Below are 17,025 nucleotides of genomic sequence, written 5' to 3'. Positions count from 1 at the left end.
GATCGAGCACCGATCACTCCCGCTTCGCTTTGGGGTTAGTGACCGCCCCGTTGGCAGCCGAATCGAACGCCATCCCGTACTTCGCAAGCACACCAGAGGTGTACGCCGGTTCAGGGGTGTCGATCACATCGAGACGACGATCGAGTTCCGCGTCCGAACAGTCGACCGCGATCGTGCGATCAGGGATGTCGATCGTGATGGTGTCGCCGTCCTCGATGGCGGCAATGGGTCCGCCGACGAACGCTTCCGGAGCGACGTGACCGATCATCGGTCCGCGGGTCGCACCGGAAAAACGCCCGTCCGTGAGCAGCGCAACGTCATCCTCGTGACCCTGACCGACGACAGCCGCCGTTACGCCGAGCATTTCGCGCATTCCCGGTCCGCCGCGAGGACCTTCGTTCCGGATGACGATCGTATCCCCGCTCTCGATACCGCCCTCTTGGACGTACGCCATCGCGTCCTCTTCGGTTTCGAAGACCCGAGCGGGACCCTGATGGTGGAACGCGTCGTCGCCGGTAGCCTTTAACACCGCGCCGTCGGGCGCGAGGTTCCCTTTCAAGATCTTGATAGCGCCCTCCTCGGTGAACGGATCGGAAACGGGACGGAGAAAGTCCGCGTCGATCGACTCCTCGGCCGGCAGATCGAGCTGTTCGATCTCCTCGGCGACAGTGCGACCGGTAACAGTCATCGCATCCCCGTGGAGCAGTCCGGCCGACAACAACTGCCGAACGACGATCGGAACGCCACCGATGTCGTGGAGATCTTTCATCACCCGCGTGCCACCGGGCTGGAGGTTGACGATTTTGGGCGTTCGGCGGGAAATTGCGTCGAACTCCTCGATCGACAGATCGATTCCCGCCTCAGCGGCCAGCGCAAGGAGATGAAGCACGGCGTTCGTCGAACCGCCCATCGCTACCTGCACCGCGATCGCGTTCTCGAACGATTCCTTCGAGAGGATCGAAGAGGGCGTTCGGTCGTTGCGAACGGCATCGAGGGCGATCTCGCCCGCCCGTCGTGCGATATCGTATCGCCCCTCGGATTCAGCAGGGGCACTCGCGCTTCCTAACGGAGCAAGACCGAGCGCCTCGCTGATCGACGCCATCGTGTTCGCGGTGAACATCCCGCCACAGGAACCTGCGCCCGGACACGCATCGTGTTCGAGTTCAGCGAGTTCCGTCTCGGACATATCGTCTGACGCCACCGCACCGACTCCCTCGAACACGTTCTGGACGGTTACCTCCCGACCGTCGTGTTCTCCCGGAAGGATCGATCCACCGTACAAGAACACGCTGGGGAGATCGGTACGGATGGCTGCCATCATCATTCCCGGAAGGTTCTTATCACAGCCGGCGACAGTGACGAGTGCGTCCATCCGCTCACCAAACGCGACGAGTTCGACCGAGTCAGCGATCACTTCCCGCGAGACGAGGGAGGCTTTCATTCCTTCGGTCCCCATCGAGATGGCGTCGGAAATCGTGATGGTACCGAACTCGATCGGCATCCCCTCTGCCTGCTCGACTCCTTCGACCGCAGCCTCTGCGACGTCGTCGAGATGGACGTTACACGGCGTGATATCGGCCGCTGGGTTGGCGATTCCGACCATCGGTTCGGAGAAATCCTCGTCGTCGTATCCCATCGCTCGAAACATCGCCCGGTGAGGAGCACGGTCGGGACCCTCCGTTACCTCGTGGCTCGGGAGCTCCGTCGATTTCCCGTACCGGTGGTGTTTGTGATCCATATCGATATCTTCCTCGGCACCGGCTTAACTCCCGTGTGTCAGTCAGATGTTGCTGCCATCACCGTCCCGATGGCGCGACACTGACAATCCACTGCTGTTTAATAATATAAATATAATATAAACAACTTTTTGAACGGCGATCACTGCGGGCGATATCCAAGTCTACTTGAACCTGCTGTAACACAACTCAATCGATGACACCACGAATTGCCGTCGCACACTATCCGGAGGGTGCCGGTCACGCGACGCGGATGCTTGCTGTTGCTTGGGCCTTAGAAGAACGAGGGGCAACCGTTACAGTTGCTAGTGGAGGTCCAGGAACGCGATTCGTTCGGATGAACGGATACGAGCCGTACGTGCCGACCCCAGTAGATTTCATCGACACCCGCCAGTTCGACAGGGGTGGTGTCATCACTAACAGCGTTCCGAACGCGGTTCGTCGGGTGTACGACTTAGCGGGGTGGCTTCGTCGTGAATCACCGGTGGCGGTCGTGACCGACGACATGTTCGCCACGATGGCCGCAACGCTTACTCGAACGCCAGTGTACTATCTTACTCACAACACGCCGGAGCTGTACACGCAACTGCTCGAACGCACAGCGACGACTGTTCTCACGCGATATCACCGACTGGTCGCACGGTCATTTTTTTATCCCGCCGTTTGGGAACCATGTCGCGCCGATCCAAATGGAGTCACCCGCGTTCCGCCGATCGCATTGGAAGGCGACAGCGATACGCCGGAGATCGACGTGTTGATCGTACCGAGCGTTTACTCAAGCGGCGTTACCGCACTCGCGTCGCAGCTCCGAACGAGGGGCCGGAACGTTACACGCGTCGGTGGCTCGGCGTGGGAACCTGTGGCGTCTCTGTTTCCGTATATCGCTTCGGCCACAACCGTCGTCTGCTCGGGATACTCGACGGTGATGGAAGCCGCCGTCGCGGGTACTCCCTGTGTGGTCCGTCCGTTTACCGACGAGCAACGCGGTGTCACTCGGCTCCTGAAAGGAACGGACGGATTTGCGGTCGCCGAAACGAGCCGCGAAGTCACAGAGTGCGTCGTCAATCCCCCACCACTCCCGGAGTTCGAAAACGGAACAGAGATCATCGCAGACCGAGTAATGGCCGAAATCGAACCGGAGTATACCCTTGAATCGACCCGCTCCACGTAACAGATGTAGTGAATCAGAGTCGGTGTCTGGCATTACTCATACGCCGGTGAGAACATTTTGCGTGGGTTCCTTACAAACTCGCAGTAAAAAAACCTGTATTTTCCACATCATTTAACTGATTGGCTGTTTCATCTATAGTAAAGAGAAAAGACATGACGGGTGACATTCATGTGGTCGGGATCGCCGGAAGTATTCGCAACCGAGCGGGAATCGACGACGCTGTCGACGGTGTCGACCGCAACGTATCGACGGAGGATCTCATCGACGGGATCGAGCAGCTCGAACACCGAGATATCTACCACGACGATTTCCTCGGGGAAATAAAACCACACGTTCAGGCATTGACCGATCAGAACGACCGTGTCGTCACGAACAGCGATGCGCTGGTTCTCACGGCTCTGTATGGAGCCAAAGAGATAGCTGACATCGAGTTCCACAAACTCACCAGCTACGCCGGTCTCGATGAGTCGTATGCGGACGTGCATCTCGACCGCGACCGGATGGCACCGCTTGCTGACGCGCTTGAGCGGGCCGACGGGATCGTTCTCGGCAGCCCCGTCTACTTCGGTGACCGGTCATCGTTGATGCATACGTTTCTGAACTTCGCTGCCGACCGTGATCTCCTCTCCGGGAAAGTGGTCGGGACCGTTTCGTGTGGTTCGAAACGCAACGGAGGACAGGAGACGACGAACGTGTACGCCTTGTTCGAGAGTCTCGATCATGGGGCGTACATCGTGGGCAATGGACCCAAAACGTGCCAGTACGGCGGTACCGGCTGGGGTGGTGATATCGGTGACGTCACCACGGACGACTTCGGGCTAGAGACGAGCATGGGAACCGGTCTCCGAGTAAGCAGTGTGGCCCAACTTCGAAACATCGCACACACGGCCGAAGCATCCCGGGTTGCGGAGTCGACCCCCGATCCGTTTCGGATCGGCGTGATACTCACGCGAGACCGCGACGACATCGTGCGGTCGAGCGTGGAACAGACGATTTCTCGGATCGATCCCGTGGGAAACGTGGCGTTCAACGTGATCGATTTCACGGAAGCGTACGTCCAAGCGTGTATCGGATGTGATGTATGTCCGACACCGGCGAAAGTCGAAGCGGTCTCTGACGAAGGGAAAGATTACAAATGTATCATCGATGACGATCTCGACGAAGCTCGGTGGACAGAGGATGATCTTCAACGCCTCCACGGAGAACTAATGCGTAACGACGCGCTGGTGATTGCGGCATACGACGCCGACGCGTCGGGGATCGACGACACTTATCAGACGCTGCTCGAACGAACACGGTATATCCGTCGTGACGACTGGCGGCTTCACAACCTGCCTTTGGCCGCCTACGTCGTCCGACCGCCCCAGAAATCGAGCACCTACCCGATGAAGATCATGACGTCGTGGATGCGCCACAACACGATCGTCCATCCGCCGATCGTCAATACGTCGTTCCGAGCCGATGAAGACGCACCGTTCGACGCCGAGACGGCGAGCGAACTCACAGCCTACTACAACGAGGGGGCGACCGAACAGTTCGCCAGTTTCGTCGAAAAAGCGCGACGACTCCGAGCCGCATCGCAGATAACCGGTACGGACGAGCTGTCCTATAAGGCGACGGGCTATCGGAACAAGATCCTCGATCAGACCGTTTCGACACGAACGTAAAACGAGCTGAGACACCAGTACACCACGATGATCGACATCGACATCGACACCGACATCGACGGTACCGACCTCGACACGAAGATAGAACAGTCTCTAGCGGTGTGTGAGAAAATCAAAGACGGATTCGAGACGCCGGTGTTCGCGTGCAGTTTCGGGAAGGACTCGAACGCAGTCCTCGATCTCGCCGAGCGCGCCGGTCTCGACCTCGGCGGGGACACGACAGCGGCCTTCATGAATCACGGCAACCATTTCGAGGAAACGTGGGCCGTCAAAGACGAACTCGAAGCCGAATACGACTTGGAGTTCGAGAGTTACGAGCCCGAATCGAGCTACGAGGACCTCGTCGCAGAGCACGGTCCCCTCGTGAATCGGCGCAAACCGGAGCTGTGCTGTACGACGCTCAAATCGAAGACGATGGAACGCGTGATCAAGGGCCACGACAGTTGGATCACGGGCTATCGGATCGCCGAAAGCCGAGGGGATGGAGACAGCTACGACTGGCGCGACGAACTCGAATTCTTCGACCGAAAAGACGACATCGTCCGTGTCAACCCCATCGTCCACTGGACGGACGAGGACGTCTGGAACTACCACGACCGAAACGACATCCCCTACAACGATCTCTACGACGAGGGCTTTGACTGTCTCGGGTGCAAGCAGTGCACACTCGACGGCGACGCATTGTTCGCTTACGACAGCCTCCGCCGAGTCGGCGATAGCGACACCGAAGCTAGTGGGTAACGATACGGAATGACTGTGCTACCGAACGAGAACAGCCACCGACCGCTACCGATGTCCGATGATACAACAACCGACATGATAAACAACTCACAGACTCCTGATGCCATAACCAACTGCCTCCTCCAACGGGATCACGGGGACGAGGTCATCCTCTGCCTCGATGAGGATACAGAGATTCCAGTCTCCATCGTTCGATCACTCTATCTCCCGGATTCGGTCCGTGACGGTGTCGCAGGCGGTAGTCTCCGATACCCCGTTCGGACCACCGACCGAACTGTCGAGCGTCTCGGTCTTCCGAGTCCGGAAGGACTCATTAGTGCAGAACAACCCCACGGATCATGGAATCGGCCACGCCTCGGAGTGTACGATCTCGTGACCAGAAACGGCGGTGATGGAAATGAATACGACGATTACGGGGACCTACGACGAAGCTACGAGATAACCGCGATCGACGTGCGCTAGGTTATTTTACTCGTGCGTTTACCGTGCCGAACCAACGATCCGGCATGAACCACGACGCTTCTACCACAGTAACCCTCATAAAGTATACCATATTACATAGTTTTCACAATCGTTACTCTCATAGCACGGATAGTATGCTATCTTGAACTTTCCACCTCTTATAGGCTCTATCAACCACCACTGAACAACTAACAGATATATTATATGATTTCCAACCTAATATCTCTGTGACTGTAAGATATCTCCCAATTAAGGACAGTCTTTATCAGCATTCGAACGGATCGATAAGGTACCATGGCTGAGACAATCACTGGCTATATAATAGTGTCTATATTTTCAGTCATACTACTTTCAGTCGGTCTCTATTCGGCACGAGGTGGACGAATCGCTGATTTCGACGACTATTCCGTCGCCGGGCGGTCTGTGGGATTGGGTCTCGGAATCGGCACGCTCCTCGCGTCGTGGGTGACAGCCAGCACGATCATCGCCGCCCCGCAGATCGCGTACGAACTCGGCTATCTCGGGGCGATTGGCTACGCGATGGGAGGATTGGGACTCATACTCTTTGCCCCGATGGCAAAGCGGCTTCGGCGGATGATGCCGGACGGAACGACAGTGACGGACTTTTTCCTGGAACGGTACGATAAGAAAAACTACTACCTCTTCTTGGTGTTTTTCTTCACATTGGTCTTCATGAACAGCGCACAGCTACCGATCGCAGCGGGAACGCTGTTAGAGGTGGTGTTCGACATTCCATACCACGTCGGGATGCTCATTGCGACGGTGCCAGTGGTGATTTACATTCTTGCTGGTGGGCTTCGGTCGTCGCTGTCGACTGACTATCTACAGACCCTCGGAATCATCATCCTTCTTTTGGTGTTCGTTCCGTTGGTTCTGCTCACCGTCTCTCCGAGCCAGATTGCCAGCGGGATGGCGACATCGGACCCGGACACCGTGTCACTGACGGCCCCTGAGGGGCTGTTATGGACGATTTCGGCGGTCTTTTTCCTCTTTGGATTGATTCTCATGCTCAATTCGTTTTGGCAACGTCTGTTCGCGTTCGACGAAGCGCAGGTGACGAAGGCGTACGTCATCGCCGGCATCTCGTGGGCAGCCATCCCGTTGTTGACAGGTATCTTCGGCTTCGTCGCTAGGGCCCAAGGGATAGCCATCGAAAATATCAATCAGGTAGCACCGTTGATCATTACGAGGCTGTTTTCGCCCGCCGTCGCGGTGGCGTTCGCCGTTCTCGTTTATCTCGCATTTTCGAGCAGCCTCGACACCCGGGTCAACGGCATGGCGGTGTTGTCGGCTCACGAACTGTACTACAAGCATTTCAATCCCACAGCGAGCAACGAACGGATGATACGAGCAGGACAAGTTGCAACCGCAGTGTTCGGCGTGTTCGTCATTGCCATCGGATGGACACAGCCGGCGCTGATAGACATCATCGTGGTGCTGTCGCCGATCAACGCTGCCTACGTTCCGGCGTTCGTGTTGGGAGCGTTCTGGGACAAAACGTCGTCAGACGCGGTGTTCGTCGGTACGTTGTTGGCCTCGATCTTCGGGGTCTACGGAACGTTGGGCCCGTTCATCGGGATGTGGCAATCGCCGACGCTTCCCATCAACACCGAGTACATGACGACGACGATCTGCTTCTGTGTCTCCTCGGGCATTATCGTCGTGGGATCGCTGCTGTTCCCCGAAACGTACGATTTCGACAGACTGGCCCGGATACGATCGAGTGTCAGGGAGGGAGCCGATGATTGACGTCGGAATCGTACTAGCGATAACGGGCGGTGGTACGTTCCTCACGGTGTGGGCGGCCGTTTCGCTGTTGGTGGTGGCGGTGACGTTCGTGATCATGCTTCGGGCGACGTACATCGAGTGGAAAAACGGACAGCTCTGGTGATCGGGCAAGCATTCGATCTGCCAGCGGTACGTTGATTCGTCTCCCGGTGGAACGCCATTCATGCGCGTTACGTTTCTGGGCACTGGAAGCGCGTTGCCCAACGGGAAGCGGTTCCAAACCGGTCTGTTGCTCGAACACGACCGGAACTGTCGGACAACGGATTCCGGTTCCGACGACGGACGATCCGGGCCGCTGCTGGTCGACTGTGGAAGCGGCGTGGTTCACGCCCTCGCTCGAACCGATGTCGGATACGAGGGAATTTCGACCGTGTTGCTCACCCACCACCACCTCGATCACGTGTCAGATCTGCTTGTATTACTCAAAGCACGGTGGCTCGCGGGCACTGACCCGTTAGCGGTCATCGGACCGCCCGGAACGAGCGAGTTACTCGATGAGCTTCTGTCCGTACACGAGTACCTGTACGACAAAGTGGAGATCACCGTTCGAGAGGTCGAACCGGGATCGTTCGCGTGTAGCGGGTTCGACGTGGAAGCGATCGAGACGCGCCACTCGATGGACTGTCTTGCCTACCGATTCGAGGAGGGTGATTCGACATTCACGTTTAGCGGGGATTCGGAGGCGTTCGATGCCCTGGGCGCGTTTGCTGACGGCTCGGACGTGTTGGCACACGACTGTTCGTTTCCCGACGAGATCGACGTGTCGAATCATCCGACACCAACCCAACTCGGAGATAGCCTCGCTGGTCGAACCATCGGACAGGTGTTGCTCACCCATCTGTATCCCCACACCGACGGTCACCACGAGGAGATGCTCGAAGCCATCCAGAGCCACTACGAGGGGGACGTCAAGGTCGCACGGGATGGGCTGTGTATCGAACTGTGAGCGTTCACTCCAACCGGTACCGGAGGATGGCTGCGATCCCACCGAGATTGTGGAGCTGTTCGCCGGGATCGTACTCTCCGGAGAACACCACGATGTCGCCGCCTTTCTGATCGACCGTTTCGAGGAGATCATTGACGTTCCGGTTCCAGTCGCCGTCCCCGCCGCGTTCCTCGCGCAGTCGGTCGTCGACGACGAGCAACGTCTCGATGGCGCCGTATTCGGCGGCCTCCGCGACGCCGTCGATTCCGTAGGTCGCTTTGGCTCCCTGTGCGATCTCTTCCATCAATCGATCGATCAGTTCGGCCTCGCGGGCGATTCGGGTTTCGGCTTGCACGTCCTCAACAGCACCCCGTTTCAACACCTCGTGGACGCCGCGGTCACCGACGGCGCTGGTGTCGACCAGCGTGATCAGCTCTGTAAGATCGCGCGCGTTCTCCTCGATGTACGCGTAGGCATCCTGTTTCGTAAACCCCGGTCCGGCGAGGATGATCGCGTCGACGTCCATTCGGGAGAGCACCGCCGTCAACTCCGCGAACAGTTCCATTCGGGAACGGGCGTATTCGCCTTTCCCCGTCGGACCAGTGAGCGACGTGCGTTCCTCGGCACCGTACTGTGCGACGGTGTGGACGTGGGCAGCCCCCTCCTCAACAGTCGCGATAGCCACATCGGGGTTCTCGCTCGCTTCGACGGCTTCTGTGAGCCGATCGAGTTGGTCCGGTTTCCAGCGTTTCGTGATCTCGATTTCCTCGTTTTCCTCGACGTTCAGCGTGTGGTGAAAGTCGAGTTGGTCCTCCCGAGAACAGTCGACGATCACACCGGAGACACGTAACCGGTTAGCAAAGCGCGCGAACTCGACCGATTCGACTTCGACGGTGGCGTACATGTGCTCGCGCTCGCCGCCCGTGTCCCGGAGCTGGTCGTCGTCGCGTCTGACGCGCCGGTGTGTGTCCCCTCCGACGGCGTCACCGGGTTCGAGCACGTTCGAAAGATGCCACAGGTCGTCAGTGCTCTCGGGCACGACCGTGATCCGCTCGCGCTCGCGCTCGCCCTCCACGTGCTCCCGGTGGGTGATTCGCATACCTGATCTACCGGAGTAATCGGGAAGTGCTTACTGTTCCAATGCGAGCGTGTCTCCATCCTCGCTTACTTCGTGACTGGATCGATCGCTGCCTGGTATCCACGTCCGAGCGCGTACGTCGCGGCTACGGTGGCATAAAACACGACGAACAGCCCCGCGGCGATCGACACGAGGACGACACCCACCCCGCCGAGCACCAGTAGGATCCCAGACCAGAGCACGAATCCGACGAAGAACTCGGACGTGAACATTACGCTCAGGACCGAACGCACCGCGATAGCCGACCGAGCGTGACCGACGTGGGCGAACCGCGCTGTCGCCACTATCGAGGCATACGCGAGTACGACGGCGATCAGTGCGATCGTGAGTCCGGTGATCCGTTCGGCCGGAGAAAGTGCCCCAGTGGCTCCAGTCGGGTCGCCGATAGTCGAATGCGACCCGCCACCGATCACGGCCCAGCCCAGTCCGACGAGCACGGTCCCAAATCCGGCCCAGTAGACGAACACGACGAGACAAAGCTCCAGCCCAGTACAGAGCAGTCCTCTTACCGGCCGAAATGACGGAAGCACAGGATCGACGGTGATCGCCGATCGAAACACCCGAACGTGATAGCCTACGAGAACGACTCCCGAAAGTACCACTACGACCGTGGTGAGAACGACAGCGATCGAGACAGAATCGAAAGCGAGAGACCGTCCCCACGAGCTGAATCGAACCACACCCCTGACTCCAAACTGCACCACTGCGAGCAAGATTCCACCGACACCGACCGTCTTTTGCCACCCTGACCGAGCCGTCGGAAACCCGAGCGCATCACCCAGCATCGTAGTAGTCAGTAGAAAAACACCACGAGGCTTAATGTTTGTACGATCGTCCGCAGTCGCTCAGTTGTATCTGACCGTACCTCCATTAGTATATATTTGTACGATACATACACTAACTATGTCGTGGTCATTACGGTGGCTCGCACTCGAAGTCAAGCAGCTCGACCGATCAGTGGCATTCTACCAGCGACATCTGGATCTCCCTGTTCGCAGCGAACACGAAACGGAGATCGTTCTCGGGGCAGGGACGACAGATATCGTATTTCGGCGGCCGACGTCGGTCCCACGAGGAGGGATACACACCCATTTCGCCGTTTCAACACCGGCCACCGAGTATGACGACTGGTGGGATCGACTCTCGACGCCGTTCGATCTCACTGAAGCCGAGTTCCCGACCGGGAAGTCGTTGTACTTTTACGATCCCGACGGAAACTGCGTGGAGATCGGTCAATCGACCGACGACACTGGTGAGGGAATCACCGGCGTGTTCGAGATCGTACTAGAGGTCGAGGATCTGGATCGCGCCGAGTCGTTCTACGAGGCGATCGGGTTCACGATCGTCGATCGGGGAGATGATCGACGGCGAACGCGTCTTTCGACGGGCGAATTCGACATCGAGCTCTGGGAGCCACAGCTCGGGATCGCCAACGCACGCGGTGGCGTCCATGTGGATTTCGGGATCGAAAGCGGTGATCAGTCACCGACAACCGTGCTCAACCGAGTGGAGTCCCCCCTGAATGTCGAGTCCCTCGAAGACGGCGTTCGCGTGACCGATCCAGACGGACACCGGCTCACACTCCGTTGAGTCACTCCCGATGAACTGATGACGCCCGGAGAACCGGAGCAACGGGGCTGCACACGGCTGGAGGCAGTGACAAACGACGCAGCTCATAGCTGGTCGGTGTCCACGTGAATTCCCGGTGGTGTGATGATGAGAAATCCCCGGAAATGAACGAGATGACCACCCATATCCTTGATCGTGCGAGCGAAATCAGCGGCGAGTTCGTTTAGATCTCCTTCGATAGCGAGGACGAGCACGTATCCGTCCCGAATGGAACCGATCCACTCGCTTGGTGGCGTCGTTCCATCGAGTATTCCGAGAACAACTCGATTCTCGACATCCTCCTCATCTAACTGATCTTCAGCTGCCAACAGATCGAGATCGAACGTGTCCATACCCATCGCTCACAATTCCGAGGTAAAAAACACACCCACTCGGTCCACGTTTCAGCGTCAGTCGATCGGATGGTCGAACGCGGTCGACGGCTCAACCGGTACCTCATATCGGTGGTTAAATAATGAACAAGCTGATTTTCCTCGCACTTAGTTACTCAACTACAGGATATACCCTTATACTCCTTTGATCTATTAGTAGAGAGTTCGTTACAGATCCGGTGCTCTCAGATTTGACATGAAAGAACCAGCCTACGATCCGACCGAGGAACGTCCGTATGAGTGTTTCGAGTGTGGAAACATCGTCACAGCAGTTGCTCATCCCGGTTTGTGTCCGGACTGTGGGGGACAGTTACGGAACCGTCGCTATCCCATCGAGTGACCATGAGCTCCCATCAGGCCACAGGGGATATCGAGAGTGACGACTCCCCACCGGTCGATAGTACGGAATCGGCACTCCAGACGGCACGTCGACAGCTTCGTCACGCAGCTGAACGGCTCGAGATCGATCCGAACGTCGTTCGACGGTTGCGACATCCGGCGAAAGTCCACGAGGTCACGCTCCCGATCGAACGGGACGACGGGACCGTCGAGGTGTTCACCGGCTATCGTGCCCAACACGATAGCGTCAGGGGACCGTATAAAGGTGGACTTCGGTACCACCCAGAGGTGAACAGAGACGAATGTGTCGGGCTTTCCATGTGGATGACGTGGAAATGTGCGGTTATGGATCTCCCTTTTGGCGGCGCCAAAGGGGGTGTTGCGGTCAATCCTAAGGAGCTGAGTGCCAACGAAAAAGAGCGCCTGACGCGGCGGTTCACTCAGGAGATGCGGGACGTGATCGGACCGATGCAAGATATTCCGGCTCCTGATATGGGAACGGATCCCCAAACGATGGCGTGGCTGATGGACGCGTATTCGATGCAGGAAGGCGAAACGATACCGGGGGTGGTCACCGGAAAACCCCCCGTCATCGGTGGAAGTCAGGGGCGACAAGAAGCCCCCGGCCGCAGCGTCGCCGTGATCACCCAAGCCGTTTGTGAGTATTACGATCGTGTACTCGAAGACACCACAGTTGCGATACAGGGGTACGGTAGCGTCGGTGCAAACGCAGCTCGGCTCCTCGATGACAGGGGAGCAAACATCGTCGCTATCAGCGATGTAAACGGAGCGATGTACGATCCGACCGGGATCGATACCCATTCGGTCCCATCACACGACGAGGAGCCAGAAGCCGTCACGAAGTACGCCGAAGAGACGATTTCGAACGAGAAACTGCTCACGCTCGATGTGGACGTCCTCATCCCTGCAGCACTGGGCAACGTCATCACGGAAACGAACGCGAACGCCGTTCGTGCAGACATCGTAGTGGAGGGAGCGAACGGGCCAACGACCTCGACCGCTGATTCCATCCTCAACGAGCGTAATATTCCAGTGATTCCGGATATTCTGGCGAACGCGGGCGGCGTAACCGTCAGCTATTTTGAATGGCTCCAGGACATCAACCGTCAATCGTGGGCGCGCAAGCGGGTCAACGAGGAGCTCGAAGGCGAAATGAAAACTGCATGGATTGCCGTCCGTGATGAATTCGAGTCCCGATCCGTTTCGTGGAGAGATGCTGCATACATCGTAGCCCTCTCACGGATCGCGGAGGCGCACAACGTGCGCGGACTGTGGCCGTAGTTCGCTGTTACAGTTTCGCTCCAGAAACCCCCCTACGGGTGACTCCAACATCGAGCAGGGGTCACTTCTCTTCGACCTCTAGGACCTTGCCAGCGGCGATGGTCTGACCCATGTCGCGGACGGCGAAGCTCCCGAGTTCGGGGATCTCCGACGACGGTTCGAGCGACAGCGGCTTCTGGGGACGAAGCGTCACGACGGCCGCGTCCCCACTTTGGATGTAATCCGGAGATTCCTCTTGGACCTCGCCGCTGGCCGGATCGAGTTTCGTGTCGAGTGATTCGAACGTACAGGCCACTTGTGCCGTGTGGGCGTGGATAACTGGTGTGTATCCAGGGGTGATCACGCTGGGGTGTTGCATGACGACGACCTGTGCTTGGAAGGTGTCGGCGACGGATGGGGGATCGTCGGCCGGGCCACAGACGTCGCCGCGTCGGATGTCGTCTTTGCCGATGCCCCGGACGTTGAACCCGACGTTGTCGCCGGGTTCGGCTTTGGGCACTTCCTCGTGGTGCATCTCGACGGTTTTCACCTCACCGCCCGCATCGCTGGGCTGGAACGTGACGTTCGTATTGGGTTCAAGCACGCCGGTTTCGACGCGGCCGACCGGCACTGTTCCGATCCCCGAGATCGTGTACACGTCCTGCACAGGGAGCCGAAGCGGGGCGTCCGTCGGCGGTTCGACCTCCGGAAGATCGTTGAGTGCGTCGAGAATCGTCTGCCCGTCGTACCACGGCGTGTTGTCCGACAGCTCCGCCACGTTGTCACCCTCGAACGCGGAAATCGGAATGAAGCTCGTATCGGCAGCGGCGAACTGAACCTGTTCAAGGAGCTGTTTCACCTCTTCGATCACGGTCTGATATCGGTTTTCTTCGTAGTCGACGAGATCCATTTTGTTGACAGCGATGACGAGTTCGCCGATACCGAGGGTGCGCGAGAGGAAAACGTGCTCCTGCGTCTGTGGCTGAACACCGTCGTCAGCGGCGACGACGAGCACGGCGTTGTCGGCTTGGCTCGCGCCCGTGATCATGTTCTTCACGAAGTCACGGTGGCCCGGTGTGTCCACGATCGTGAAGTAGTAATCGTCCGTGTCGAACTCCTGATGGGCGATATCGATCGTCAGTCCACGTTCGCGCTCTTCGGCGAGGTTGTCCATCACGTACGCGAACTCGAAGCCGCCTTTGCCTTTCTCCTCTGCTTCTTCTCGATACTGCTCGATCACGTGCTCAGGAACGCTTCCCGTCTCGAACAGCAGCCGACCGACGAGCGTGCTTTTCCCGTGGTCGACGTGACCGATGATCGCTAAATTTTGGTGCGGTTTGTCTGCCATGTGTGTTATCCCCCTCAGTCGCCGTTCGTTCGCCGGTACAGGTGTGCTATTAGGTACCTATTGACTAAAACAGTTGTGCCAGCGAGACGGAAGGGATCAGGCACGAACGCACGGGTCACGATCGCCGTTAGAATCACCTTATGAACCGAAACGAATATCGTGTAAGAAGGACATCTATCATACATGTCATTGGAAAGTCGTATCGAACAGCGTGGACGACGAATCCTCGGCTCGCCGCTCTGGATGGGGATCGTAATTACTGCATTCCTCGTCGCTCCGGTATTCTTCACACCGCAAGTTCCGCTGTGGATGGGACTCGTTTCGCTCACCTCCCTCCTGCCGCTCGTGTTGGGGAGTACGTACCTCGCTGATTATATTTATCGGCGTGTCGTGGATTCGGATTCGACCGATGTCTCGTCTCCGGATTCCCCTGTCACCGAGGAGGATGTCCAGACCCCGATCGAACGGCTTCGGCACGCGTACGCACGAGGCGAGATCGGTGAAGAAGCGTTCGAGCGACGGCTCGAGCGGTTGCTCGAAACCGAAAACATCCACCACCGAATGCGGACCGACGCCACGAGCACGGAAAAGGACCTCATCACGGAGTGATTCACGTTCCCCCGATGCGCGTGAAAGTTCGCTCAAGCGCGGGTTTTGTTTGGGTGATGGCGGTACGGTCGCGGTATGGGGCGTGATCGACCGTCCTGTGAGCGGAATGAGCAACCGTCTCGCCAGCGAGCAGTGATCTTCGCTCATCCGAACGCGAAAAAAGAGGGCGTACGAGTTTTCCACGTCCGGACGGTATCGAAGCGTATGTCACAGTTCACCCGGTCGGAGGCCGTCGACCGCCTCGAACGTCTTGTAGCGTCGGTCGAACGGGAACCGATGCCCGTCCCAGTACGGGAGGTGTGGGTGTATGGAGATCTCGCGCTCGGTATCGATCCCATCGAGCGGCTCAACGTCTATCTCACCAAAGATCTCCTGTTCGATGGGGATGTGAGCCGCGAGACCGAATTCATCGAATCACACGGGATCGAAGGTGTCGGAAAAACCGTCAGCGCCGAGTGGGCAGAAACCAATCCCGAGGCCCTCCGCGCGAACGCGAACGGCCACGCCGCACCCGAACGATGTTTGGCCGCCCACCTCGTCGACGAGGAGCCGATTCATCTCGAAGTGTGTAACACCGGCTTCGAGCAGAACGTCACCCAACGGTTGAAAGGTGCGATCGCGAGAGAGAACTACAAACAGATACTCGATCCGCGTGGCGTTTGTCTGTGGATCGCAGGCACGCGCAGCGATACTGCATTCGAAAAACTCCGAGACGGAGAGCTAGTGTTTCCGACGCTTCCGGATGCTCTTGAGACCCTCGGGATGGAACCCGAAGCTGCCACCGAAGCGGCCGATGCAGTGACTCGCTACCGCGAGCGCCAAACCGGCACGACGGTCCGGGGTGACGTCGTGTGAGCACATCCACGGCCACGCTCAGGTGACTGTCCGACGGCGAAACGGAGAGCGACTGGTTTACGCTCCGCCTTGTTCGATCGGCGCGTCGACGAGGTTGCCCCATTCCGTCCACGAACCGTCGTAGTTGACGGCCTCATCGTAGCCGAGCAGCTCGTGGAGGGCGAACCACGCGATCGAGGACCGTTCACCGATCCGGCAGTAGGCGATGATCTCCTCGTCTTCGATGTCTTCGTCAGCGTACAGTTCGCGCAGCTCCTCGGCGCTTTTGAACCGGCCGTCGTCCTGAACCACAGCCGCCCAGGAAACGTTGCTCGCACCGGGGATGTGGCCTCCACGCTGGGCGGTCTCCTGTAGCCCGGCTGGTGCCAAGATCTCGCCGCTGAACTCTTCGGGGGAACGAACGTCGACCAGCGGAACGCTGTCGTCGAGTGCCGCCTCGACATCGGATCTGTACGCACGAATCGACTCGTCCGGCTCGCTTGCGGTGTAGTCCTGCTCGGAGAAGTCCGGTTCCTCCTCGGTCAAGGGGTAGTCGTTGTCGAGCCAGTAGTCCCGGCCACCGTCGAGCAGACGGACGTCGTCGTGACCGTAGTATTTGAACTGCCAGTACGTGTACGCCGCAAACCAGTTCGAGTTGTCACCGTACAGGACGACCGTCGAATCGTTGCTGATCCCGTGTTCGCCGAGCAACGACTCGAAATCCTCCTTGGACAACAGATCTCGGCGCGTCTGATCTTGCAGTTGGGTCTCCCAGTTGAACCCAATCGCGCCCGGCGCGTGACCGTCGCTGTAGGCCTCGGTGTCTACGTCCACTTCGACGAGTCGATACGCCGGGTCATCGTCCTGAAACGCATCCAGATTATCTTCCACCCAATCAGCAGAAACAAGCACGTCCTTTGCGTAGTCGCTCATGATACAGTTTCACTCGACGCTCAATCGATATA

18 protein-coding genes are annotated in these 17,025 nt (G+C 58.2%); 12 read left to right on the top strand and 6 right to left on the bottom strand.

Annotated features, from left to right (window positions below):
* Window positions 1-13: 13 nt before the first annotated feature.
* The gene (gene ilvD, locus MW046_RS11715; RefSeq protein ID WP_247993288.1) at window positions 14-1,738 is read right to left on the bottom strand and encodes a dihydroxy-acid dehydratase; all 1,725 of its coding nucleotides are present in this window, start codon (window positions 1,736-1,738) and stop codon (window positions 14-16) included.
* A gap of 194 nt (window positions 1,739-1,932) precedes the next feature.
* Between ilvD and MW046_RS11710 the strand changes: the two genes are divergently transcribed.
* The 7 genes from MW046_RS11710 (at window position 1,933) to MW046_RS11680 (ending at window position 8,532) form a co-directional block, all read left to right on the top strand.
* Entirely contained in the window at window positions 1,933-2,907 is a 975-nt protein-coding gene (locus MW046_RS11710) for a glycosyltransferase (RefSeq protein ID WP_247993287.1), read from the top strand.
* Window positions 2,908-3,059: 152 nt separating this feature from the next.
* Complete coding sequence (locus MW046_RS11705) at window positions 3,060-4,574, top strand: flavodoxin family protein (protein ID WP_247993286.1); 1,515 nt, start codon at window positions 3,060-3,062, stop codon at window positions 4,572-4,574.
* A 27-nt stretch (window positions 4,575-4,601) separates the two neighbouring features.
* Window positions 4,602-5,315 (top strand): phosphoadenosine phosphosulfate reductase family protein, encoded by a 714-nt coding sequence (locus tag MW046_RS11700; RefSeq protein WP_247993285.1) that lies wholly within the window; start codon window positions 4,602-4,604, stop codon window positions 5,313-5,315.
* 51 nt (window positions 5,316-5,366) lie between these two features.
* A complete protein-coding gene (locus MW046_RS11695) occupies window positions 5,367-5,777 on the top strand; it encodes a hypothetical protein (RefSeq protein ID WP_247993284.1) in 411 nt (136 codons plus the stop codon).
* A gap of 294 nt (window positions 5,778-6,071) precedes the next feature.
* On the top strand, window positions 6,072-7,547 hold the full coding sequence (locus MW046_RS11690; RefSeq protein WP_247993283.1) for a sodium:solute symporter family transporter: 1,476 nt from the start codon (window positions 6,072-6,074) through the stop codon (window positions 7,545-7,547).
* The gene (locus MW046_RS11685; protein ID WP_247993282.1) at window positions 7,540-7,689 is read left to right on the top strand and encodes a hypothetical protein; all 150 of its coding nucleotides are present in this window, start codon (window positions 7,540-7,542) and stop codon (window positions 7,687-7,689) included. The genes MW046_RS11690 and MW046_RS11685 overlap by 8 nt, the downstream gene beginning before the upstream one ends.
* Before the next feature lie 60 nt (window positions 7,690-7,749).
* Window positions 7,750-8,532: an MBL fold metallo-hydrolase gene (locus tag MW046_RS11680; protein ID WP_247993281.1), complete on the top strand. Its 783-nt coding sequence runs from the start codon at window positions 7,750-7,752 to the stop codon at window positions 8,530-8,532.
* Between the two features lie 4 nt (window positions 8,533-8,536).
* Here MW046_RS11680 and MW046_RS11675 read toward each other — a convergent pair whose 3' ends face one another.
* Window positions 8,537-9,610 carry an mRNA surveillance protein pelota gene (locus MW046_RS11675; RefSeq protein ID WP_247993280.1) on the bottom strand — a complete coding sequence of 358 codons (1,074 nt, stop codon included), beginning with the start codon at window positions 9,608-9,610 and terminating at the stop codon, window positions 8,537-8,539.
* A gap of 65 nt (window positions 9,611-9,675) precedes the next feature.
* Window positions 9,676-10,434 carry a DUF4013 domain-containing protein gene (locus MW046_RS11670; protein WP_247993279.1) on the bottom strand — a complete coding sequence of 253 codons (759 nt, stop codon included), beginning with the start codon at window positions 10,432-10,434 and terminating at the stop codon, window positions 9,676-9,678.
* A gap of 118 nt (window positions 10,435-10,552) precedes the next feature.
* Here MW046_RS11670 and MW046_RS11665 point away from each other — a divergent pair, with 118 nt between their 5' ends.
* Window positions 10,553-11,239, top strand: a complete 687-nt coding sequence (locus MW046_RS11665) for a VOC family protein (RefSeq protein ID WP_247993278.1) — start codon at window positions 10,553-10,555, stop codon at window positions 11,237-11,239.
* A gap of 83 nt (window positions 11,240-11,322) precedes the next feature.
* Here MW046_RS11665 and MW046_RS11660 read toward each other — a convergent pair whose 3' ends face one another.
* The gene (locus tag MW046_RS11660) at window positions 11,323-11,610 is read right to left on the bottom strand and encodes a DUF5779 family protein (protein ID WP_247993277.1); all 288 of its coding nucleotides are present in this window, start codon (window positions 11,608-11,610) and stop codon (window positions 11,323-11,325) included.
* 235 nt (window positions 11,611-11,845) lie between these two features.
* Here MW046_RS11660 and MW046_RS11655 point away from each other — a divergent pair, with 235 nt between their 5' ends.
* Together MW046_RS11655 and gdhB are read left to right on the top strand one after the other, a co-directional pair.
* Window positions 11,846-11,989, top strand: a complete 144-nt coding sequence (locus MW046_RS11655) for a rubrerythrin-like domain-containing protein (protein ID WP_247993276.1) — start codon at window positions 11,846-11,848, stop codon at window positions 11,987-11,989.
* A 2-nt stretch (window positions 11,990-11,991) separates the two neighbouring features.
* Window positions 11,992-13,290: a glutamate dehydrogenase GdhB gene (gene gdhB, locus MW046_RS11650; RefSeq protein WP_247993275.1), complete on the top strand. Its 1,299-nt coding sequence runs from the start codon at window positions 11,992-11,994 to the stop codon at window positions 13,288-13,290.
* Window positions 13,291-13,351: 61 nt separating this feature from the next.
* Here the strand turns inward: gdhB and tuf are convergent, their stop codons facing one another.
* On the bottom strand, window positions 13,352-14,617 hold the full coding sequence (gene tuf / locus MW046_RS11645) for a translation elongation factor EF-1 subunit alpha (protein WP_247993274.1): 1,266 nt from the start codon (window positions 14,615-14,617) through the stop codon (window positions 13,352-13,354).
* A gap of 183 nt (window positions 14,618-14,800) precedes the next feature.
* Between tuf and MW046_RS11640 the strand changes: the two genes are divergently transcribed.
* A complete protein-coding gene (locus tag MW046_RS11640; protein ID WP_247993273.1) occupies window positions 14,801-15,226 on the top strand; it encodes an SHOCT domain-containing protein in 426 nt (141 codons plus the stop codon).
* 204 nt (window positions 15,227-15,430) lie between these two features.
* The gene (locus MW046_RS11635; protein WP_247993272.1) at window positions 15,431-16,081 is read left to right on the top strand and encodes a DUF7095 family protein; all 651 of its coding nucleotides are present in this window, start codon (window positions 15,431-15,433) and stop codon (window positions 16,079-16,081) included.
* A gap of 57 nt (window positions 16,082-16,138) precedes the next feature.
* Here MW046_RS11635 and MW046_RS11630 read toward each other — a convergent pair whose 3' ends face one another.
* Window positions 16,139-16,993: a sulfurtransferase gene (locus MW046_RS11630; protein ID WP_247993271.1), complete on the bottom strand. Its 855-nt coding sequence runs from the start codon at window positions 16,991-16,993 to the stop codon at window positions 16,139-16,141.
* Window positions 16,994-17,025 lie beyond the last annotated feature (32 nt).

Origin of the sequence: Halocatena salina (assembly GCF_023115355.1) — an archaeon.
GTDB lineage: Archaea > Halobacteriota > Halobacteria > Halobacteriales > Haloarculaceae > Halocatena > Halocatena salina.
Note: the sequence above shows the minus strand (reverse complement) of the source record. Positions and strands in the feature narration are given on the sequence as shown.

Coding starts and splice junctions, on each gene's coding strand:
- ilvD (WP_247993288.1), bottom strand. CDS start 1,738: ATGGATCACAAACACCACCGGTACGGGAAATCGACGGAGCTCCCGAGC.
- MW046_RS11710 (WP_247993287.1), top strand. CDS start 1,933: ATGACACCACGAATTGCCGTCGCACACTATCCGGAGGGTGCCGGTCAC.
- MW046_RS11705 (WP_247993286.1), top strand. CDS start 3,060: ATGACGGGTGACATTCATGTGGTCGGGATCGCCGGAAGTATTCGCAAC.
- MW046_RS11700 (WP_247993285.1), top strand. CDS start 4,602: ATGATCGACATCGACATCGACACCGACATCGACGGTACCGACCTCGAC.
- MW046_RS11695 (WP_247993284.1), top strand. CDS start 5,367: ATGTCCGATGATACAACAACCGACATGATAAACAACTCACAGACTCCT.
- MW046_RS11690 (WP_247993283.1), top strand. CDS start 6,072: ATGGCTGAGACAATCACTGGCTATATAATAGTGTCTATATTTTCAGTC.
- MW046_RS11685 (WP_247993282.1), top strand. CDS start 7,540: ATGATTGACGTCGGAATCGTACTAGCGATAACGGGCGGTGGTACGTTC.
- MW046_RS11680 (WP_247993281.1), top strand. CDS start 7,750: ATGCGCGTTACGTTTCTGGGCACTGGAAGCGCGTTGCCCAACGGGAAG.
- MW046_RS11675 (WP_247993280.1), bottom strand. CDS start 9,610: ATGCGAATCACCCACCGGGAGCACGTGGAGGGCGAGCGCGAGCGCGAG.
- MW046_RS11670 (WP_247993279.1), bottom strand. CDS start 10,434: ATGCTGGGTGATGCGCTCGGGTTTCCGACGGCTCGGTCAGGGTGGCAA.
- MW046_RS11665 (WP_247993278.1), top strand. CDS start 10,553: ATGTCGTGGTCATTACGGTGGCTCGCACTCGAAGTCAAGCAGCTCGAC.
- MW046_RS11660 (WP_247993277.1), bottom strand. CDS start 11,610: ATGGACACGTTCGATCTCGATCTGTTGGCAGCTGAAGATCAGTTAGAT.
- MW046_RS11655 (WP_247993276.1), top strand. CDS start 11,846: ATGAAAGAACCAGCCTACGATCCGACCGAGGAACGTCCGTATGAGTGT.
- gdhB (WP_247993275.1), top strand. CDS start 11,992: ATGAGCTCCCATCAGGCCACAGGGGATATCGAGAGTGACGACTCCCCA.
- tuf (WP_247993274.1), bottom strand. CDS start 14,617: ATGGCAGACAAACCGCACCAAAATTTAGCGATCATCGGTCACGTCGAC.
- MW046_RS11640 (WP_247993273.1), top strand. CDS start 14,801: ATGTCATTGGAAAGTCGTATCGAACAGCGTGGACGACGAATCCTCGGC.
- MW046_RS11635 (WP_247993272.1), top strand. CDS start 15,431: ATGTCACAGTTCACCCGGTCGGAGGCCGTCGACCGCCTCGAACGTCTT.
- MW046_RS11630 (WP_247993271.1), bottom strand. CDS start 16,993: ATGAGCGACTACGCAAAGGACGTGCTTGTTTCTGCTGATTGGGTGGAA.